Origin of the sequence: Micromonospora sp. NPDC047548, assembly GCF_040642975.1 — a bacterium.
GTDB lineage: Bacteria > Actinomycetota > Actinomycetes > Mycobacteriales > Micromonosporaceae > Micromonospora.
Genome location: NZ_JBEYTI010000003.1, coordinates 250,673 through 270,285, shown reverse-complemented (window position 1 = coordinate 270,285; position 19,613 = coordinate 250,673). Strand labels below are relative to the sequence as shown.

General features: G+C 73.5%; 17 protein-coding genes and 1 tRNA gene. 9 read left to right on the top strand and 9 right to left on the bottom strand.

The genetic code is table 11. The features are described 5' to 3' along the window. Positions 1–43 precede the first annotated feature (43 nt). From ABZ807_RS04710 to ABZ807_RS04685, 6 genes are all read left to right on the top strand, one after another. Entirely contained in the window at positions 44–2,233 is a 2,190-nt protein-coding gene (locus ABZ807_RS04710) for a diguanylate cyclase (RefSeq protein ID WP_357152852.1), read from the top strand. Between the two features lie 9 nt (positions 2,234–2,242). Continuing rightward, positions 2,243–3,196, top strand: a complete 954-nt coding sequence (locus ABZ807_RS04705; protein ID WP_357152849.1) for a UTP--glucose-1-phosphate uridylyltransferase — start codon at positions 2,243–2,245, stop codon at positions 3,194–3,196. Beyond that, positions 3,193–4,485 (top strand): gephyrin-like molybdotransferase Glp, encoded by a 1,293-nt coding sequence (glp, locus tag ABZ807_RS04700; protein ID WP_357152846.1) that lies wholly within the window; start codon positions 3,193–3,195, stop codon positions 4,483–4,485. Before ABZ807_RS04705 ends, glp begins: the two co-directional genes overlap by 4 nt. After that, positions 4,482–5,132: a GNAT family protein gene (locus ABZ807_RS04695; RefSeq protein WP_357152843.1), complete on the top strand. Its 651-nt coding sequence runs from the start codon at positions 4,482–4,484 to the stop codon at positions 5,130–5,132. The genes glp and ABZ807_RS04695 overlap by 4 nt, the downstream gene beginning before the upstream one ends. A 177-nt stretch (positions 5,133–5,309) precedes the next feature. Next, complete coding sequence (locus tag ABZ807_RS04690; RefSeq protein ID WP_357152841.1) at positions 5,310–6,107, top strand: hypothetical protein; 798 nt, start codon at positions 5,310–5,312, stop codon at positions 6,105–6,107. Between the two features lie 281 nt (positions 6,108–6,388). Further along, a tRNA-Ala gene (locus tag ABZ807_RS04685) sits at positions 6,389–6,462 on the top strand. Between the two features lie 100 nt (positions 6,463–6,562). Here the strand turns inward: ABZ807_RS04685 and ABZ807_RS04680 are convergent. The 4 genes from ABZ807_RS04680 to ABZ807_RS04665 form a co-directional block, all read right to left on the bottom strand. After that, entirely contained in the window at positions 6,563–6,754 is a 192-nt protein-coding gene (locus ABZ807_RS04680; protein ID WP_357152838.1) for a general stress protein CsbD, read from the bottom strand. A 286-nt stretch (positions 6,755–7,040) separates the two neighbouring features. Further along, positions 7,041–7,652, bottom strand: a complete 612-nt coding sequence (locus ABZ807_RS04675; RefSeq protein WP_357152835.1) for a dihydrofolate reductase family protein — start codon at positions 7,650–7,652, stop codon at positions 7,041–7,043. 167 nt (positions 7,653–7,819) lie between these two features. Next, positions 7,820–8,833 (bottom strand): hypothetical protein, encoded by a 1,014-nt coding sequence (locus ABZ807_RS04670; RefSeq protein ID WP_357152832.1) that lies wholly within the window; start codon positions 8,831–8,833, stop codon positions 7,820–7,822. A gap of 116 nt (positions 8,834–8,949) precedes the next feature. After that, positions 8,950–9,603: a 4'-phosphopantetheinyl transferase superfamily protein gene (locus ABZ807_RS04665; protein WP_357152830.1), complete on the bottom strand. Its 654-nt coding sequence runs from the start codon at positions 9,601–9,603 to the stop codon at positions 8,950–8,952. A gap of 294 nt (positions 9,604–9,897) precedes the next feature. Here ABZ807_RS04665 and ABZ807_RS04660 point away from each other — a divergent pair, with 294 nt between their 5' ends. Then, positions 9,898–10,167, top strand: coding sequence for a hypothetical protein (locus ABZ807_RS04660; RefSeq protein ID WP_357152828.1), 270 nt, complete (start codon positions 9,898–9,900; stop codon positions 10,165–10,167). A gap of 45 nt (positions 10,168–10,212) precedes the next feature. Here the strand turns inward: ABZ807_RS04660 and ABZ807_RS04655 are convergent, their stop codons facing one another. The 3 genes from ABZ807_RS04655 to ABZ807_RS04645 form a co-directional block, all read right to left on the bottom strand. After that, the gene (locus ABZ807_RS04655; RefSeq protein ID WP_357152825.1) at positions 10,213–10,983 is read right to left on the bottom strand and encodes a peptidase; all 771 of its coding nucleotides are present in this window, start codon (positions 10,981–10,983) and stop codon (positions 10,213–10,215) included. A 1-nt stretch (position 10,984) separates the two neighbouring features. Further along, a complete protein-coding gene (locus ABZ807_RS04650; RefSeq protein ID WP_357152823.1) occupies positions 10,985–12,262 on the bottom strand; it encodes a VWA domain-containing protein in 1,278 nt (425 codons plus the stop codon). Positions 12,263–12,870: 608 nt separating this feature from the next. After that, positions 12,871–14,535: a phospholipid carrier-dependent glycosyltransferase gene (locus ABZ807_RS04645; protein WP_357152820.1), complete on the bottom strand. Its 1,665-nt coding sequence runs from the start codon at positions 14,533–14,535 to the stop codon at positions 12,871–12,873. An 83-nt stretch (positions 14,536–14,618) separates the two neighbouring features. On the opposite strand from ABZ807_RS04645, the gene rsmI reads away from it, so the two are divergent. Both rsmI and metG read left to right on the top strand, forming a co-directional pair. Then, complete coding sequence (gene rsmI / locus ABZ807_RS04640) at positions 14,619–15,467, top strand: 16S rRNA (cytidine(1402)-2'-O)-methyltransferase (RefSeq protein ID WP_357152818.1); 849 nt, start codon at positions 14,619–14,621, stop codon at positions 15,465–15,467. 111 nt (positions 15,468–15,578) lie between these two features. Next, positions 15,579–17,381, top strand: a complete 1,803-nt coding sequence (metG, locus tag ABZ807_RS04635; RefSeq protein ID WP_357152816.1) for a methionine--tRNA ligase — start codon at positions 15,579–15,581, stop codon at positions 17,379–17,381. Between the two features lie 52 nt (positions 17,382–17,433). Here the strand turns inward: metG and ABZ807_RS04630 are convergent, their stop codons facing one another. Together ABZ807_RS04630 and ABZ807_RS04625 are read right to left on the bottom strand one after the other, a co-directional pair. Beyond that, on the bottom strand, positions 17,434–18,285 hold the full coding sequence (locus ABZ807_RS04630; RefSeq protein WP_357152814.1) for an alpha/beta hydrolase: 852 nt from the start codon (positions 18,283–18,285) through the stop codon (positions 17,434–17,436). A 69-nt stretch (positions 18,286–18,354) separates the two neighbouring features. After that, positions 18,355–19,581 (bottom strand): hypothetical protein, encoded by a 1,227-nt coding sequence (locus tag ABZ807_RS04625; protein ID WP_357152812.1) that lies wholly within the window; start codon positions 19,579–19,581, stop codon positions 18,355–18,357. Positions 19,582–19,613: the final 32 nt, after the last annotated feature.

The following is a 19,613-nucleotide window of genomic DNA, read 5'->3' as shown; positions in this document are numbered from 1 at the left end:
GTCAGCATCGCAGGAACGGGCGCGGAACTTCCGGGGGGGAAGCTTGACGCTACGCGGGCGGTTGACGGCAGCCTTCCTCGCGGTGGTGCTCGGCCCGGTGCTGCTCGGGGCGGTCTTTGTCGGCACCACCCTCGCGGCCGTCGACCGCAGCCGCTCCACCGAACGGCTCGGGCTCGCCGCCTCGACCGTCCGCACCTCGGTGGACGCGCTCTGCCAGCAGTTGCGGGCCGCCGCCGACGCGGTCGCGCTGCACACCGACCCCGCCGCCCGCGCCGGCACCGCCGCCCAGGTGGTCAGCCGGGGCCTGGCCGGGGCGGTACTGATCACCGACGGGGCCGGCACGACGACGTACGCCAGCCCCGGCGCGCCCCCGACGCCCTGGCAGGACTGCTCCGGCGACCGTGCCGTCGTCGGGCCGGTGCGGGCGCTCAGCGCCCGGGTCGACCTGCGCGACCCCGCCGGCGTCGCGCTCGGCACGGTCACCGCCGCCCAGGTCGTCGACCCGGCGTTCGTGGCCCGGCTGGCCGCCGCCACCGGCGTCGGGGTCACCCTGCTCGACGGCCCCGCCGCTCCAGGCCGGGTCGCCCACACCACCGAGTCCAACCGGGTACGCGAGGCGGTGCTCGCCGCCGCGGGCACCGTCGACGGCGACCGGGTCACCGAGACCCCCGACGGCCGGTACGTGCGCCGCCTCGGCCCGGGGCCGGGGCAGCCGCTGCCGCTGGTCCTCTCCGTTGCGGGCGAGCAGCCAGCCGGGCTGCCCGCCGTGCTGGTCGGCGCGGTGCTCCTCGCCGCCGTGCTGGCCGTGCTCGCCGCCTGGCGGCTGGCCCGGGTGACCACCCGGCCGCTGGTCGAGCTGGCCGGCGCGGTGGACCGGGTGGCCCGTGGTGACCTGACCGCCCGGGTGCCGGTGCGCAGCGGGGACGAGATCGGCCGGCTGGCCGGCGCGTTCAACCGGATGACCCGGGAGACCGCCAGCTATGTGGCGGCGCTGACCAGCAGCCGGGACCAGCTGCGGGGCCACCTCGCGGTGCTCGGCGACACCCTGGCCAGCACCCACGACCTGCAACGCATCCTGCGGGTGATCCTGCACAGCGCCCTCGCGGCGACCGGGGCGCGGGCCGGCGCGGTGCTGCTGCTCGACCCCGACGGCGTGCTGGTGGGGCAGTGCGCCGAAGGCCTGGAGGGTCGGGTGCCGGGGGCAGAGCCGCTGCGGGTGCCGGTCGGCGCCGGGGTGATTGGCGCGGTTGCGGCCACCGGGGAGCCGCAGCGCGGCCGGGGCGAGCCCGCGGAGGCGCCAACGGGGGAGCCGGGCTGCGAGACGTACGTGGCGGTGCCCTTCGCGGCGCCCGCCAGCGCCGACCCGGCGGGCCGCGACCCCGCGGTCGGGGTGCTGGCCCTCTACGACCGGCCGGGCGGCGAGGAGTTCGACGACGACGACCTGGCCACCCTGCGCACCTTCGCCGGGCATGCGGCGGTGGCGGTGGAGAACGTCCGGGTGCACGAGGAGGCGCAACGGCTCTCGCTGACCGACCCGTTGACCGGGCTGTGGAACTACCGCTACCTGCGCGAGTCGCTGCGCCGCGAGGTGGAGCGGGCCAGCCGGTTCGGGCGGATGCTGAGCATCCTCGCCCTGGACGTGGACCGGTTCAAGCGGGTCAACGACACGTACGGCCACACCGCCGGCGACGCGGTGCTCGCCGAGTTCGCCAGCCGGATCCGCGACGAGATCCGCGAGGTCGACCTGGCGTTCCGGCACGGCGGCGAGGAGTTCGTGGTGCTGCTGCCGGAGACCGACGCACCGGGTGCGGTGATCGTCGCCGAGCGGCTCGGTGCGGCTGTGCGGGACACCCCGATGGTGGTGGACGAGCACGTGGCGATCCCGGTGACCGTTTCCATCGGCATCGCCGTCTTTCCCGACCATGCCAGCACCGGCCAGCAGGTGCTCGACGCCGCGGACGAGGCGCTCTACGCGGCCAAGGCGGCCGGGCGTGACGGGTACCGGGTGACCGGGCAGCGCGCCGACGCGATGGCGGAGGAGATCCCGGTGCCGGCCGGCGCGGTCAGCCCGGACGACGGGCTGCCGCGCGCCGGCCCGGCGGCCGCCAGGGCGGCGGAGGGCTCCGGCCGGTACGCCCCGGACCTGCCGGGGCCCGCTGCGGGTGTGACACCGCCGGCTACGGGCGGCGCGTCTTCCGGTCCTCACCCGCCGCGGCAGAGCCGTGGCCGATAGTCTCGCGGCATGTCGGAGCACTCTGCGAACCCCTCAGCGGCCGCCGCGACCGGCCGTCCCCGTGCGGTCAAGGCTGTCATCCCGGCCGCCGGTCTGGCCACCCGGTTTCTGCCGGCGACGAAGGCGGTGCCCAAGGAGCTGCTGCCGGTGGTCGACCGTCCGGTCCTGCAGTACATCGTCGAGGAGGCCACCCAGGCCGGCATCGGTGACGTCCTGCTGATCACCGGGCGCGGCAAGACGTCGATGGTGGACCACTTCGACCGCCGGCCCGATCTGGAGGCCCGGCTGGAGAAGAAGCCCGAGCTGCTGGCCGCGGTGCAGCGCCCCAGCGAGCTGGCCGAGATCTACACCGTCCGGCAGCCCGAGCAGCTCGGCCTCGGCCACGCCGTCGGGTACGCCGAGTCGCACGTCGGCGACCAGCCCTTCGCGGTGCTGCTCGGCGACGAGTTCGTCAAGCTCGACCAGCCGCTGCTGCCGGCCATGCTGGAGTTGCAGGCCCGCACCGGCGGCGTGGTGCTCGCCTTCTTCGAGGTCGACCCGGCCGACACCAAGCGGTACGGCATCGCCTCCGTCGAACCGGCCGAGCCGGAGCTGACCGACATCGGCGAGGTCGTCAAGGTCACCGGCATGGTGGAGAAGCCGAAGCCGGAGGACGCGCCGAGCAACCTCGCCGTCCTCGGCCGGTACGTGCTGCCGGGCCGGATCTTCGACGCGATCCGCCGGACGGAGCCGGGCAGCGGGGGCGAGATCCAGCTGACCGACGCGATGGAACTGCTGCGCAACGAGGGCGTGCCGGTGCACGCGATCGTTTACCGGGGCACCCGCTACGACACCGGCATGCCGCTGGGCTACCTCCAGACCGTGGTGCAGATCGCCGCCGAGCGCGAAGACCTTGGCGGTGAGTTCCGCAAGTGGCTGGCCGAGTTCGTCAACTCCGACACGTCGGGCGGTCCTAATACATGACCGCGACGGCCGACGCCGAGGCGGCCGCGAACGAGTTGACGCCGCTCGCCGACTACCTGGGCAGTGTGCTGCGCAGGTTGCGCGCGCTGCCTCCGCTCGACCTCGACCTCACCCAGGCGTACGGCAACGTCTTCGCCGAGGACGTCATCGCGCCGCACTCCTTCCCCGCCTTCGACCAGGCCGCGGTGGACGGGTACGCGGCCCGCTGGGAGGACCTCGTCGGGTACGGCCCGGCCCCCTCCGGGGGGTCGGGCCGTATCGTGCGGCTCAACGTGGTCGGCGACCTCGGGGCGGCGAGCTGGCGCCCGGTCCGGCTCACCCCGGGCTCGTGCTTCTCCGTCGCCGCCGGGGCGCCGCTGCCCGTCGCCGCGGACGTCGTGGTCCCGGTGGAGTGGACCGACCAGGGCATGGCCGCGGTGGAGATCTTTCGCACCCCCAAGCGCGGGTACGGCGTCCGCCGCGCCGGTGAGGAACTGCCCGCCGGCACCCTGCTCGCCCGCGCCGGCACGTACGTCTCGCCGGCCCTGGTCGCCGTCCTCGCCGCCACCGGGATCGGGCACGTGGTGGTCCGGCCCAGCCCCCGGGTGGTCATCGTGGCCACCGGCGACGAACTCGTCGACGTCGGCCGGGGCAGCCAGCCCGGCCAGGTGGTGGACGCCAACTCGCACGCACTGACCGCCGCCGCGGCCGAGGTGGGCGCGCTGGCGTACCGGGTGGGCATCTGCGACGACGACCCGGAGGGGCTGCGCGGCCTGCTGGAGGACCAGACCCTGCGGGCCGACCTGATCATCACCACCGGTGGCACCGGCACCGGCCCCGGCGACATGGTCCGCCGCATCCTGTCCAGGAGGGAGGGTGGCCGGGCCGGTCCGGTCACCTTCACCGAAGTGGCGCTCTATCCCGGCACCGCGCTCGGATTCGGTACGGTCGGCGCCGAGGAGGTGCCCGTGGTGTGTCTTCCCGGTGACCCCGGCGCGGCGCTGATCGGCTTCGAGGTGCTGGCCCGCCCGGCCATCAACCTGCTGGCCGGTGCGGAGCCGGTGTTCCGGCCGAGTGTCCGCGCGCACCTGCTGGAGACCATCACCTCGCCGGGCGGGCTGCGCGAGTTCCGGCCCGCGCACGTCGCCGAGCGGCGCGGCGGCGGCTACACCGTCCAGCCGCTGCCGGGTGGGCCGTTCACGCTGTCCGGGCTGGCCGAGGCGAACGGACTGATGGTGCTCGGCGAGCGGGTCACCACCGCCGCCGCCGGCTCCACCGTGGACGTGCTTCTGCTGGATCGGCGTCGGTGAGTTTCCTCGGGTTCGGTCGGCCGCCGGGCTGGCCGGTGGTGCTGACCGACGGGCCGGTGGTGCTGCGGCCGTACCGGCGCTCGGACGCGGGCGCCTGGTCGGAGGTGCGGCGCGCCAACCGGGCCTGGCTGGCGCCGTGGGAGTCGCACCTGCCCGGCAGTTGGGACGAGACCAACTCGCCGGCCGTGTTCCGCTTCGTCCACAAAGACCAGCGGCGCTCGGCGCGGACCGGTGAGGGGATGCCGTACGCGGTCTGCCTCCGCGAGGACGGCCGGGACCGGCTGGTCGGGCACATCAACGTGGGCAGCATCGTCCGGCGGGCGCTCTGCTCCGGGTACGTCGGTTACTGGGTGGACTCCCGGGTGGCCGGTCGCGGGGTGATCCCCACCGCGATGGCGCTCGCCGTGGACCACGCGTTCGGCCCAGGCGGGCTGCACCGGGTCGAGGTGAACATCCGGCCGGAGAACCGGCCGTCCCGGCGGGTGGTGGAGAAGCTGGGCTTCCGCGAGGAGGCGTACCACGTACGCTACATGCACATCGACGGGGCGTGGCGCGACCACATCGGATACGCGATGACCAGCGAGGAGGTGGCCGCCGAGGGCGGTCTGCTGGCCCGCTGGCACCGGGTACGCGACCGCAAGGGGTGAGTCGTCCCACGGACGGGATCGGCGCGGCGTGCCGGCATGACGGTCGGCGGCCCGTAACCTCAAGTGACTGCAAGCTGTGGCAAGCGCTGCCCGGCCGTACGATCTGCGCCGTGGACGACCATCCGGGGAAGATCCTGCGGTGGTCCGGCGGTTGCCCCGAATTCGGTGACGGGAGGGGTGAGGGTGCCGACCTCGGTGCTCCTCGCCGTCCTCGCCGCCGCCGGCCTGCTCGCCCTCGCGCCGGCGCTGGTCCGCCGGTACGACGCCACCGAGCGGCTGGTGGCGGAGCGGGCGCAGTCGACGGCGCGGGTGCTCCAGCGCCGCCGGCGGCGCCGTACTGTCCCGGGACGGCGGCCCGTCAACCCGTCCCGTGCGCTTGTCGTCACCCTCAGTGAAGATGCGAACACCGGCGGCCTGAGCGCTCCGGTCTCCGCGCCTCCGGTGCCGGGCCGCCGGTCGGGCCGGCTGCGCGCCGTGCCGCCCGCCCCGCGCCGGGCGCGCCGCCGACCCCCGCCCCGGCGACGCCACACCCCGGCCGTCTACCGGCGTCGCCGGGTGCTCGCCGCGCTGCTGCTGCTCAACTTCGTCGAGCTGGTCGGCGTGATCGTGGTCAGCCCCGGATTCTGGATCAGCTTCTCGGTAACCGCGACGCTGCTCGTGGCGTACGTCGTGCACCTACGGAAGCGGGCGGTGGCGGAGCGCCGGCGGCGGCGGATCCAGGCTCGGGAGGCGGCGTGGCTGGCCGCCCGGCAGGCCGAGGTACGGCGGGAGCAGGCCCGCCGGGCGGCGGCTCGCCGGGAGGCGCAGCGCCGCCTGGCGGCCCAGCGCGAGGCGGTACGCCGTTCTGCGATGGGCCTGGACCGGTCGGGTGACCTGCCGGCGGCGTCCAGCGGGGGCGGCTCGGTCTCCTACCGGCGGGCGGGGGGCCTGCGAGGGCGGCCGTACCACTCCGGCCGCGGCGCCCACCCGGCCTGACCGCTCGTCGGGGGTCCGGTGCTGCGCTCTTGGGCATGTCGCACCGTCCCGCCCCCGCCCCCGCCCCCGCCTGAGCGTCGTCGGGGCCGCTCGCTCGCCTTGCGGCATGTCGCGGTGTTCCGCCGCCCGGACACCGCGACATGCCGCGTCCCGAGTCGATCTTTCGGGGGCTCACGTCGGCGCGGCGGGGGTGGATTCGCGGCGGGGTGGTGGACCTGTTAGCCTTGTCGCCGGCCCGCCTGGTGAAAGCCAGGTGGGACCGAAGCCGGTTCGCCGGCGGAGGGGCTGTGGCGCAGACTGGTAGCGCACCTCGTTCGCATCGAGGGGGTCAGGGGTTCAAATCCCCTCAGCTCCACCCAGTTCAAAGGCCGTTTTCCGTTACGGGAGACGGCCTTTTTCGATCTTGTACAGCAGCGGAGTACAGCAACTGCCAGCCGAGGCTCGGCGGACCCGGGTCAGCCCGTGAAGTCGTCCGGCGCGTCCCGGGCGTCCTCCTGGACGTGCTCTCCCGGCTGCTTGCCCCGGACCTCGTCCAGCCGCTTCACCTGCTCCGCCTCCGACCGCTCGTTCTGGGCCATGTCGCCCATCCGTGCCCGGGCAGGGCCGGCCAGCTGCTCGACCTGATCCTGTGCCCTCTCGACGCCCATGTCGCCTCCTGTGTCGTTGTGGGCGGTCCGCAGCCCTGTCCGCCCCTCCCGACCCGCGTCCCCGCCGGTCCGTGGGTGAAAACCCTGCTCAGCTTCGGAACTGCTCGCCGAGGCGCTTCAGCTTCTCGCCGGGAGCGACCTGGCAGTCCCCACCCCGGGCGTCCAGCAACCGGGCCTTGAACTCCCGGTGGAGGCTGTCTGGCTCGACCGGCGTGCCGAGTCGGGTGGGGAAAGACCAGGTCGGTCCCGCGAGGTCGGCAAGGTTTGGCTGGCCGGTATCTCGCGACTACGCCAGTGCGAATGACCCGAGGGGGATCTCGCCGGCCGGCACGTACGTCCCCATCACGACCCCGGTCGTGGAGACCGTGCTGTCGACGAGCTTCAGCCCGGACGGAATTGTGCCCTCCGCGAACAGGCGCTTCCCCGCCCCGATGACGACCGGGAAGACCCACAGGCGGTATTCGTCGACCAGATCGTGCCGCATCAGCGTCTGGATCAGGTTGCCGCTGCCGTGCACCTGGAGCTCCGGCCCGTCTCCCTGCTTGAGCGCCGCGACGCCTTCGGCCACGTCCCCCTCGATCAGCACCGAGTTGCGCCACTCCAGGGCGGGACGACTCCGTGAGGCGACGTACTTGGTGGCGTCGTTCAGCGGTTTGCCGCCGGCCTCCTCCGGCGCCTTCGGCCAGTACGCGGCGAAGATGTCGTAGGTCCGGCGGCCGAGGACGAGGTCGAAGGGCCTGCCCATCGCCGCCCCCATGACCTCGCCCATCTTGTCGTCCCAGTAGTTGAACGACCAGCCACCGTGCGCGAAGCCGTTGTCGTCGTCCTCTCCGGGGCCGCCCGGGGCCTGCATGACCCCGTCGAGGGTCAGGAAGGTGTTCACGACCAGCTTTCTCATCTCGGGTGTCCTCTCGATCGGATCTCTGGCCTGGGAAGGCCCGTCCTAGTACGAAACGGGCCAGCGGAACGACGGTCGTGGTGCCGGTGTCCCGCACTCCACCGAGGGTGCAACTCAGGCGGGCCGACTCCCCGCGAGGGAGCCGGCCCGCCAGGGGACCAGAGATGTCACGGCTTCCAGGAGCCGGCCGCCTCGAAGTTGTGCTGGTACTCCACGACGCCGTTCTTGTCCTTGACGTCGAACACCACCGCGCCCGACCGCTTGCTGCCCGCCCGGATGCCGCTGCCGGAGTCGAGCATGTCGCCGCCGCAGCCGGACAGCGCACCGGCCAGGCCGTTGACGGTGGTGCCGTCCTCGGCCACCCACTGGAAGTAGAACGGGTTGATCGACGCCTTGCCCTTGGTGACCGTCGCGGTGACGTCGGCGATGAGGTAGAGGCCCTTGTCCGGGGCGGGGGCGTACGAGCGGCAGCCCTTGGTGGAGGTGGAGAACTTGCGGATGGTGATCTCGATGGTGCCCTCGTCGTCCTCGATCAGCAGGGTGTCGCCGGGCTCCATGTTGAACGTCTCGCCGTCGTTGGCGGAGGCCGAGGGCTTGGCGCTGGGGAGGGCCGGGGCGGCGGTGGTCAGCGGGGTGGGCAGCGACCGCTCGATCTCCTCCGCCTTGTCGGCGGCCTTCTTGCCGCCGACGACGACGGCGGCGATGCCTCCGCCGCAGCAGAGCAGCAGCAGCACCGCCACGATGATGCCGACGATGATCCAGGTCTTCTTCTTCGAGCCGGACTTCACCGGCGGGCCGAGCGGCTGGCCCGGCGCCGGCGAGTAGCCGGGCCCGGACACCGGCGGGTAGCCGCCGCCGGACACCGGCGGGTACGGCGCGCCGGAGACCGGCGGCATCGACGCGTTCGGGTCGTACGGCGGGTAGGGGGTGCCGGACACCGGCGGCTGCGGGGCCCCGGACACCGGCGGGTACGGCGCGCCGGAGGTCGGCGGCTGCGGGGCGGCCGGGTACTGCGGCGCGTACGGCGGCTGGGGGGCGGTCGGGTACTGCGGTGCCCCGGAGACCGGCGGCAGCGGCGCGGTCGGGTCGGCGGGGTACTGCGGCACCGGCGCCGTGGGGAACGGGTCCACGGGCGGCTGGTTGGGGTCCTGCGGCCCGTAAGGGGGCTGGGGCTGGCTCACCGTACTCCTCGGCACTTCGGTGGCATCGGGAACTCCCGAACGCTAGTCGGTGCCGGCAACGCGGAATTGTGTCGGGTCTCGACCAGTGATGTGGGGGACGAGGGTGGGCCGGACGGTCAATGCGTCAGCACGGCCGCCGTGCGCACCAGGTCGCCCTCGACGACGAAGCGCCCGGTGACGACGGCGGGCGGGTCGGCCACGGTCGCCGCCCGCACCCGGACCGGGTCGATCCGCGCGGTGAACGTGCCGGCGTCCGGGTCCAGGTCGACCGTGGCGTCCTGGAAGTCCAGCCAGGACCCGACCACCGGGTGCCAGACCTTATAGACGGTCTCCTTCGCGCTGAACAGCACCAGCGGCCAGGACGTGCCGGCCGGCAGCCGGGCGCAGCGCTCCTCCTCCTCGGGGCGGCAGATCAGCCGGCGTACCCCCGCGTTGAGCTCCCGGTGCCGCTCGGCGTCCATGCCGACGGACCGCACGTCGGTCGCCCGGGCGACCGCGGCGGCGCAGTAGCCGCGGGTGTGGGTGATCGTGCCGACCACTCCCGCCGGCCAGGCGGGGGAGCGGTCGGCCGCCGCCGGGACCGGCAGCTCGGGCAGCCCCAGCCCGGCCATCGCCCGCCGAGCGCAGACCCGACCGGCGGTGAAGTCCCGCCGCCGGCTCTCCACCGCCCGCGCGCCGAGGCCGTTCCGTTCGGCCGGGAGCAGCTCGCCCGCCCAGTCCGCCGGCCCGGCCACCACGACCGAGACGGCCGGCGGCAGCAGGTCACGCATCACCGACCCCCTTCAGGTACGACGACAGTCTGGCCCGTTCGGCGTCGAGCCGGTCGGCCGGCACCGGCGGCGACTCGGGCCGTCGGGCTGTGCGGGAGGTGTCGGCGTGCCCGCCACGCCAGCACCCGCTCGGTGGAAAGATCCGCGATCGCCATCGACGGTGAACGTACCGCAACCATGTAACGCCCGAGGGTTCTGTGTCGCTGTTGGAGCGTGGTGGGAGGCCACCCGGCGTCCGCGCGTCGCGGACGTTGCGGCTCGTGCCAGGTACGACCGTCCGGAGAGGAAGTGGTGATGACCGGTGCCCTGGTGCCCTCGGGTTCTCACCCCGACGAACACGTTCCGATGACCCCGGCGTGGACCTGCGACTCCTGTGGTGAGGAGTGGCCGTGTCCGACCAAGCGCACCCGGCTGCTGCGGGAGTACGCGGTGGACCGCGCCTCGCTCAGCGTCTACCTGGGGTCGTGCCTCGCCGTCGCCACCACCGACCTGTACGCCCTGCCGGTGACGTCCCTGCAGGACCGGTTCATCGGCTGGGTCCCCCGGCGACCCCTGACGTCCTGAGCCCGGCGGTGGCCACCCCCGGTCGGGGCGGCCACCGCCGGAACGTCAGGGTCGGCGGGGGCGGCGGGTCAGCGCGAAGCCGACCACCCCGGCCACGGCGGCGAGGACCCCGCCGACCGTGCTCCAGATCCACCGGGAGCCGAGGCCGGGCAGCCAGTGGCCGAACCCGCCGTCCTCCTCCTCGGCCGGGGCCGCCGCCGGCTCCCCGGTCAGCACCGTCCCGGCCTTGGTGTTTGGCACCAGGGGCGCCTTCAGCTCGCCGTCGTCGCGCGAGCCCTCGCCGTCCGCGCTGACCAGCAGGTCGACGTCGACCGGGAGCCCGAGGTCAGACTCGGGCAGCTCGGTCACCGACAGCCGGACGTAGTAGGTGCCGGGCAGCGGGTCGGCCGACCAGGGCTCGGCCCATGAGCGCACCTCGCGCAGGGTGCAGCCGAGCGACACGCTGCCGGCGGCGGCGTCGACCGTCGGGGTCTGCGCCCCGGCGGTGCAGGACTGCCGGCGGCGCAGCCCGTCGAAGACCTCGACCGTCCAGGTGGACGCCCCGGTGCGGGCCTTCGGCAAGGACACCGTCGCGCTGACCTCGTGCCGCTGCCCGGCGGAGGCGGGGAACGACCAGTAGAGGTGGTCGCCGGTGGAGGCGCTCATCCGCACCGGCTGGCCGGCGGCGATGCCGGTGGCGGTGAGGAAGGACGTGCCGGCCCGGGTGACCGGGGTGGCGCCGGGGGAGGGAGTGGGAGCGGCGGCCGCGGCGGGGACGGCCGGCAGGGCCAGCCCGGCGGCGAGCGCCCCACCCGCCAGGATCATCGGGGTACGCATCTCAGTTCTCCCTCCAGGTGGCGACCCACCAGCGGGTGAGCAGCCCGGCGACCAGGCCGGTGAGCAGGCCGGCCAGGGTGAGCAGGGCGAGCAGCACCCAACCCCGACCGAGGTCGGGCGCGGCCGGGGCGGGAGAGGAGGCGACCACGTCGACGGTCAGCTCCACCGGCATCCCCGGTTCGGGCCGGGTGCCCGGCCGGGGCGCGAAGGAGTTGCTCACCACCAGGCACACCGTCGTGGCGGGGACGGGCGCGGCGCTGGCCTCAGGCGTCGGCGTGGCGCCGTCCTCGGTCGCCGACCAGCGCAGCCCGGCCGACACCACGTCGGTACGCCCACTGCCGGCGTCCACCCCGCGTACCAGTTCCCGGCCGTCGGTGGCGGTGGCCCGCAGCAGCACCCCGTAGTCCGGGTTCACCGGCCGGTCCAGCGCCACGCTGACCGAGGCGCGCAGCTCCTGCCCCGGCCGGACCGGCACCCGGTACCAGCGGTGCTCGGAGAACGCCTCCCGGTCGCTGTAGACGCCGGGGGCGAGCAGCGGCGCGTTCGCGCACTCCGCCGCGCCGCCGACCACGGTGGGCGCGGCGGTGTACGTCTCCTTCGCCCGGTCCACCAGCTGCTTGATCCGGCCGGTCAGCTCGTCGGCGCTCTGCGCCGCGGTGTACGTGCCGCCGGTCGCGCCGGCGATGCAGAGCAGCTGCCGGCGCACCTTCTCGTCGGGGGCGAGGCCGAGGGTGTCGATCACCAGCTTCGTGCCCTGGGCGGCCAGTTCGCGGGCCACCTCGCAGGGGTCCGGCGGCGCGCAGGTGTCCTCGCCGTCGGTGATCAGCACGATCCGGCGGGCGGTGGCGCCGGTGCCCAGGTCCTGGGCGGCCGAGCGCAGGGCCAGCCCGACCGGGGTGAAGCCGGTGGGCCGCAGGGTCGCCACCGCCGCCTTCGCCTGCACCCGGTCGACCGGCCCGACCGGCACGATCTGCTGGGTGTCCAGGCAGCCCTGCTTCTTGTCCTTGCCCCGGTAGGTCGCGCCGAGCACCCGGATGCCCAGCTGGGTCTCCTCGGGCAGCGCGTCGACCACCTCGTTGAATGCCTGCTGGGCCACCGAGATCCGGCTGCGGCCGTCGATGTCCCGGGCCCGCATCGAGCCGCTGACGTCGAGCACCAGCTCGACCTTCGGCGGCTCGGCGGGTGGCTCCTCGCCCGCCATGGCCGGTGCCGGACCGGTCAGCACGGTCGCCGCCAGCAGCCCGATCAGGACGGCCGTTGATCGTCTCTTGTTGATCACCGGGCGGAGTGTAGTGCGATCCACTCTGGATGATCATTTGGGGCGGCCTGTTCCCGTCCGGCCCTGGCCCGCCCCGGCGGCGTGGCGTGCGGAGCCGGGTGGTCGTACCGGCACGTCCGGGTGGGTTCCGTTGGTCTTCCGTGCCCTTCCCGGGCCGCTCCGGTGACGCCTCCTCCACCGTCCGTCTCCGTGCCGATTCCCGTGATCGGGCAGGAACCGGTACGGACCAGACCGTCCCGCCCGGCAAACCGTCGACTGTGAAGTGACCATCCGTTAACTGCCGGATGTAAACCTTTCGCCCGGCCAGGCACCCGTCGGGAATCTGACCTGAGTCGACCCGTTGTGTCGGTGCCGAAGGGTAGTTAAGCTCTGTCTTGCGCGCCCCAATCGCCCGCTTCCCCCGTGGCAGGCGATCGGGGCGCGCTTTTTATGTGTGCCCGCGTGCCGCCCGCCAGGGCAGTTCACTCGCCCGGCCTGCCGCGGCCCACGCCGCCGCTGGGCAGATCTCCACACCATTGCCGCGGCATGGCGGTGCCCGGATCACCAGGACACCGCCATCTCGGCGATACGCGGTCGACCGGGCGCGCCGGGTTGACCCGCGCGCCGGGTCAGATCCAGCGGCCGTCCAACCACATCCGGGCCGACCAGTCGGTGTACGGCAGCAGGTTGCCCACGAAGATCGGGTAGAAGTACGCGAAACAGAGCGCCACGAGCAGCACGTACGCGCCGACGATCACCCCGCCGATCAGGCGCCGGTCGTTGCCCCGCTCCACGTCGGTCGCTGCGGCGCCCTCCGGGCCGGTCGGGGTGACGATCGCGCCCAGCACGTAGACCACCGCCAGCACCAGGAACGGCAGCGCCGGAGCGACGTAGAACGAGAACATCGTCCGGCCGTCCAGGGCGAACCAGAACCACGGCAGCAGGCCGGCGGCGACGCTGAGCAGGATCGCCCCGGCCCGCCAGTCCCGCCGGGCCAGGCCCAGCCAGGCCGTCGCGGCCAGCGCCGGCAGGAACGACCACCACAGCAGCGGCGTGCCCAGCAGCAGGATCTCCGAGGCGCAGCTCGGCGCCCCGCACGCCCCGTCACCCGACCAGTAGAAGGCCACCGGCCGGCCGAGCAGCAACCACTGCCACGGCCACGACTGGTACTTGTGCGGGGTCTCCAGCCCGGTGTGGAACTCGAACGCCGCCCGGTGGTACTGGTACAGGTTGTTCAGCGCCCCGATGATCGGAGTGTCACTCAGGCCGGGCGTGTTCGGGTAGCGCTCGGCCAGCCGGTAGTAGCCGTCGTCGCCCAGCAGCCAGCCCGACCAGGTGGTCACGTACGTCACGACCAGCAGCACCCCGGCGAGCACCAGCCAGGGCAGCTCGTCGAGGAGCGCGTCCCGCCACGGGCGGCGTACCCCGGCGGAGCGGCGGACGCCGACCTCCCAGAGCAGCGCCAGCAGCCCGAACGCCGGCACGAAGTACAGCGCGCTCCACTTCACCGCCACCGCGCAGCCGAGCAGCACCCCGGCGACCAGCCGCCACCAGGGCCAGGTCCGCCAGCCGCCGGCCGGCCGGCCCGCCCGCCCCGGCGCGGCCGGGTCCAGCCCGCCCTCCAACGCCCGGGCCCAGCCCCGTCGCCGGGAGTCCCGGTCCAGCACCAGGGCGCCGAAGGCGGCCAGCACGAACAGCAGCAGGAAGATGTCGAGCAGCGCGGTGCGGGACAGCACCAGGTGGAAGCCGTCCAGCGCGAGCAGCAGGCCGGCGGCACAGCCGAGCGTGGTGGAGCGGAACAGCCGGCGCGCGATCCGGGTCAGCATCAGCACCGACACGATGCCGGCCAGCGCTGCGGAGATCCGCCAGCCGAACTCCGGGGCGGTGGTCATCAGGTGCCCCGGCACCGAGATGTGGTGTTCCTGGTCGGAGTAGCCGAAGGCCCACTCCCCGAGCCCGATCAGCCATTTGCCCAGCGGCGGGTGCACCACGTACGACGGGCCGTTGTCCTTGTAGTTCCACTCGACGCCCTTGTCGATCAGGCCGTAGGCGTCGCGGGCGTAGTAGATCTCGTCGAAGATCTTGCCCTTGGGGCCGCTCAGGCCGAGCAGGCGCAGGATCGCGGCGATCGCCACCACCACCGTGGTGGCGATCCACGAGTTCACGTCCAGCCGGGCCTCGACGGTGGCGAGCCGGCGACGCACGACAGCCGGAACGCCGCCACCGTCGGTGGCCGGGTTCCCCTGGTCGGGTCGGTCCGCGTTCGCGCTCTGTGCTGTCGACGCACTCGTCACCCGGCGATCGTAGGCTCTGAAGGTGCCCGGTGGCGCCCATCGTCCCCGACGTCGGCACGGTCATCGATGAAGGAGCGCATCTCGTGGGTGAAATGTCCGAGCTCGGGCGTCTTATCCTGCTCGGCGCGCCGCTGGGCAACCCCGCCGACGCCTCCGCGCGGTTGCGCGAGGTGCTCTCCATCGCGGACGTGGTCGCCGCCGAGGACACCCGCCGCCTCACCCGGCTGGCCCGCGACCTCGACGTCACCGTCGGCGGCCGGATCGTCTCCTACTTCGAGGGCAACGAGGAGCGGCGCACCCCGGAGCTGGTCGAGGTGCTCAGTGCCGGGTACCTCGTCGCGCTGGTCACCGACGGCGGAATGCCCAGCGTCTCCGACCCCGGCTACCGGCTGGTCCGGGCGGCGCTCGACGCCGGCGTGCCGGTCACCGCCGCACCCGGCCCGAGCGCGGTGACCACCGCCCTGGCGCTGTCCGGCCTGCCGTGCGACCGGTTCTGCTTCGAGGGCTTCCTGCCCCGCTCGCCCGGCGGCCGGCGGTCCCGGCTGCGCGCCCTGGCGGCCGAGGAACGGACCCTGGTCTTCTTCGAGGCCCCGCACCGGATTGCCGGCGCGCTGGCCGACCTGGCCGCCACCTTCGGCACCGACCGCCCGGCCGCGCTCTGCCGCGAGCTGACCAAGACGTACGAGGAGATCGTCCGCCGGCCGCTCGGCGAGCTGGCGGACTGGGCGGCCGAGGGCGAGCCGCGCGGGGAGATCACCCTGGTCGTCGCCGGGGCCCCGGCGCGGCCCGCGGAACGCCCCGACGACGACGCGCTGCGCGCCGCGGTCGCCGAGCGGGAGGCCGCCGGGCTGTCCCGCCGGGACGCGATCAGCGAGGTCGCCGCCGGGTACGGGCTGCGCCGCCGGGACGTCTACACCGTCGTGCACAGCTGAGGCGTCGGCCTCACCAGTCGGCGAGCAGGAAGCCGCCGGCCGGGTCGGCCCGGACCCGGGCAGGCCTATTGGTTCGCGGCCACCCGGGAGCGGTCATTAGGCTTGCTGCTCATGAGTCACGTTCTCGCGGCGGTCGCCTGGCCGTACGCCAACGGCCCGCGCCACATCGGCCACGTCTCCGGTTTCGGCGTTCCCTCCGACGTCTTCGCCCGGTACATGCGGATGGCCGGCCACGACGTGCTCATGGTCTCGGGCACCGACGAGCACGGCACCCCGATCCAGGTGCAGGCCGACGCCGAGGGGGTCACGCCCCGCGAGCTGGCCGACCGGTACAACCGGGTGATCGCCGAGGACCTGCGGGCGCTGGGGCTCACCTACGACCTGTTCACCCGCACCACCACCCGCAACCACTACGCGGTGGTGCAGGAACTCTTCCAGGGGCTGCACCGCAACGGCTACATCGTGCCCAAGGTGACCACCGGCGCGATCTCCCCGTCCACCGGCCGGACCCTGCCGGACCGCTACATCGAGGGCACCTGCCCGATCTGCGGCTACGACAGCGCCCGCGGCGACCAGTGCGACAACTGCGGCAACCAGCTCGACCCGGTCGACCTGATCGACCCCCGCTCGAAGATCAACGGCGAGACGCCGAAGTTCGTCGAGACCGAGCACTTCTTCCTGGACCTGCCCGCCCTGGCCGACGTGTTGCGGCAGTGGCTGGACACCCGGGAGGGCTGGCGCCCCAACGTGCTGCGCTTCTCCCGGAACCTGCTCGACGACCTCCAGCCCCGGGCGATCACCCGGGACCTGGAGTGGGGCGTGCCGATCCCGCTCGACGGCTGGCGCGACCGCGGCGACAAGCGGATCTACGTCTGGTTCGACGCGGTGATCGGCTACCTGTCCGCCTCCATCGAGTGGGCCCGCCGCACCGGCGACCCCGAGGCCTGGCGGAAGTGGTGGTTGGCCGACGGCGAGGGCAAGGATGCCCGCAGCTACTACTTCATGGGCAAGGACAACATCGTCTTCCACTCGGTGATCTGGCCGGCGCTGCTCTCCGGCTACTCCGGCGAGGGCGCCAACGACGGCGAGCGGGGCGAGCTGGGCCGGCTCAACCTCCCCACCGAGGTCGTCTCCAGCGAATACCTGACCATCGAGGGGCGCAAGTTCTCCTCGTCCCGCAAGGTCGTCATCTACGTCCGCGACTTCCTCGAGCGGTACGACGCGGACGCGCTGCGCTACTTCATCGCCGCCGCCGGCCCGGAGAGCAACGACACCGACTTCACCTGGGCGGAGTTCCTCCGCCGCAACAACGACGAACTGGTCGCCGGCTGGGGCAACCTGGTCAACCGGTCCGTGTCGATGGCGGCGAAGAACTTCGGCGCGATCCCGCCGGTCGATCCGGCCGGGCTCACCGAGGCCGACGAGGCGCTGCTCGCCACCGCCCGGGCTGGCTTCGCAGTTGTCGGCGACCTGATTGCCCGGCACCGGCAGAAGCAGGCCATCGGCGAGGCGATGAAGGTGGTCGCCGAGGCCAACAAGTACCTTTCCGAGCAGGCCCCGTGGAAACTGAAGGACGAGGCGGACAAGCCGCGGATGGGCACCATCCTGCACGTCGCCCTCCAGGTGGTCAGCGACGCCAACACGCTGCTCACCCCGTTCCTGCCGCACTCCGCGCAGAAGGTGCACGAGCTGCTCGGCGGCAGCGGTGTGCACGCGCCGATGCCGGTCATCGAGGAGGTCGACGACCTCGACGGCGGGCCGGCGTACCCGGTGCTGACCGGCGACTACACGGTCGGGGCGCGCTGGGAGTCCGTACCGGTGGCGGCCGGCCGGCCGCTCGCGGCGCCGAAGCCGGTCTTCCGCAAGCTCGACCCGTCCATCGTCGAGGAGGAGCTGGCCCGCCTGGCGGGCTGACCGGACGCACGGCGGCGCGGCCCCGGCCGCGCCGCCGATCCGCCGGCCTCCGTCAGGCGCGGGCCATGGCGGGCTGGCCGAAGAAGTTCATGATCGCCTTGCCGACCTCGTCGGCGTGCGTCCAGGGCGTGCCGTGCGGGGCGCCCTTCAACGTGATCAGCTCGCTGTTCGGCAGCATCGGCTGGAGCCGCTGCCCGGTCGCCGGGTAGGGCAGCACGTTGTCCTTGTCGCCCTGCACGATCAGCACCGGCACGTCGATCCGGGGCAGGTCACCCCGGAAGTCGGTCTGCCACGCGTCCACGCTGTCGTGGGTGCCCTTGGCCGACGCCATCGTGCCGATGTTCCAGTGCGCCCGGTACGCCTCGTCGCTGACCCACTTGCCCTTGTTCTCCGAATAATTGAAGAACGCGTCGCAGAAGCTGGTCAGGTAGGCGAACCGGTCGGCCCGGATGGCCTGCTGGAAGCCGTCGAAGAGCTTCTTGTCGACCCCCTCCGGGTTGTCCGCCGTCTTCAGCAGGAACGGCGCCAGCGGGGCCATCAGCACCGCCTTGCTCACCCGGCTCGACCCGTACGTGCCCAGATAACGGGTCACCTCACCGGTGCCCATCGAGTGGCCCACCAGCATCGCGTCCCGCAGGTCCAGCTCGGTCATGATCACGTCGAGGTCGGCGGCGAAGGTGTCGTAGTCGTACCCCGTCGTCGGCTGGCTGGACGCGCCGAAGCCCCGCCGGTCATAGGTGATCACCCGGTAGCCGGCGTTCAGCAGTGGAATGGACACCTTCTCCCAGGTCGCGCCGTTGAACGGGAAGCCGTGGATCAGCACCGCCGGCTGGCCGGAGCCATGATCCTCGTAGTACAGGTCGATGGGCGCGGTGTTCTCCGCTCCAACGGTGATGAAAGGCATGCGGGTCTCCTGATCCGTGGATGTCGGACGCCGACGCTTTCCCGAACCGCTACCCGTTATGCGCGCCCGTCACAGCGCGTACGGCACATCCACCACCTGGTCGTCGGTGACCTCCGCCCCCGGCGCCCACGTCTCGTAGACGCCCCGTTCCTGGCACTGCGACCCCGTCCCGACCACCGCGTCCGGATTCGGCCGGCACAGCCGCAGCCGCAGCCACCCCGCCTCCTCCCGCAACACCAGGCACGGCACGTCCCGCCAGCGCGCGTACCGCAGCCGGCGGGCGACCGACTCCACCGGGTAGCGGGCGGCCCGGGTCATCGCCAGCACCCGGAACCCGCCCGGCAGGTCGGCCACCGCCTCGTAGTCGGTGCCGGCATAGCCGCCGACCAGCTGGGTGGAGCGGGGCGTGTCTCCGGTGGGCAGGTATTCCTGGTCGGGGGAGAGCCCCGGCACCGCGGTGAGCAGGTGCCGCCACTGCGGGCCGACCATCCGCAACCAGCCCCGCTGCTCCGCCTGGTAGCTGTAGAGCACCACCTCCACCCCCTCCGCGGTGTACGCGATCAGGGTGGCGTTGGCCGGCATGGGCAGGTCGGCGCAGTCCCGGGTGAGAAACTCCGGGATCAGCTGCGCGTTGCTCGGCACGAAACCGGTGCCCAGCACCGGCGGGCCGAGCCGGTCCCGCGGCGGCATCGCCAGCAGGCCCCGGTGCGCCGCGCCGGCCGGCACGTCGTAGTCGACCGGGTCGGCGGCTCGCCAGCGCAGCACGTACGCCACGTCGTCGCCCCCGCCCCCGCCGTCGCCGCGCAGCACCGCCAGCGCCCCCGGCGTACGCAGGTGCGCCACGTCGTGTTCCCGGTAGCAGTAGCCGTGCGGCAGCCAACCCCGCATGTACCCGGCGAGCTGCTGGGCGGAGAGCACCTTGACCATCCGGGTGCCGCGCCGGACCACCGCCGAGGCCCGGACGGCGGTGAGCGTCGGGTCCCCGGCCGCCCCCGGCTGTTGGCTGAGCTGGTGCACGTACGCCCAGCCCCGGTCGCGGTGCAGCGGCACCAGCAGTGGGGCCTCCGGCTCCTCGGCCGGCTCCGCCGCCCCGTGCACCGCGCCCACCTCGGTCACGTGCACGAACTTCCGCCAGGGCAGCGCCGGCCCGGGCCGGGGCGACCACTCGAAACCGGGCGCCTCGTCGGCGCTGAACAGCTCGTACGCCGCGCCCCGGGCGATCTCCTCCGCCGGGTACACCGCGCCCCCGTACCCGACGCGCAGTTCGATGCCGCTGGCCTGAGGGGTGAGGGTCATACCGGAACGCTAAGCGCACCGGATGCCAGACC

Excerpts from the sequence above, each read along its gene's own strand:
- metG (WP_357152816.1), top strand. The coding sequence starts at position 15,579 with ATGAGTCACGTTCTCGCGGCGGTCGCCTGGCCGTACGCCAACGGCCCG.
- ABZ807_RS04660 (WP_357152828.1), top strand. The coding sequence starts at position 9,898 with ATGACCGGTGCCCTGGTGCCCTCGGGTTCTCACCCCGACGAACACGTT.
- ABZ807_RS04625 (WP_357152812.1), bottom strand. The coding sequence starts at position 19,581 with ATGACCCTCACCCCTCAGGCCAGCGGCATCGAACTGCGCGTCGGGTAC.
- ABZ807_RS04675 (WP_357152835.1), bottom strand. The coding sequence starts at position 7,652 with ATGAGAAAGCTGGTCGTGAACACCTTCCTGACCCTCGACGGGGTCATG.
- ABZ807_RS04680 (WP_357152838.1), bottom strand. The coding sequence starts at position 6,754 with ATGGGCGTCGAGAGGGCACAGGATCAGGTCGAGCAGCTGGCCGGCCCT.
- ABZ807_RS04705 (WP_357152849.1), top strand. The coding sequence starts at position 2,243 with ATGTCGGAGCACTCTGCGAACCCCTCAGCGGCCGCCGCGACCGGCCGT.
- ABZ807_RS04665 (WP_357152830.1), bottom strand. The coding sequence starts at position 9,603 with ATGCGTGACCTGCTGCCGCCGGCCGTCTCGGTCGTGGTGGCCGGGCCG.
- ABZ807_RS04655 (WP_357152825.1), bottom strand. The coding sequence starts at position 10,983 with ATGCGTACCCCGATGATCCTGGCGGGTGGGGCGCTCGCCGCCGGGCTG.
- ABZ807_RS04630 (WP_357152814.1), bottom strand. The coding sequence starts at position 18,285 with ATGCCTTTCATCACCGTTGGAGCGGAGAACACCGCGCCCATCGACCTG.
- glp (WP_357152846.1), top strand. The coding sequence starts at position 3,193 with ATGACCGCGACGGCCGACGCCGAGGCGGCCGCGAACGAGTTGACGCCG.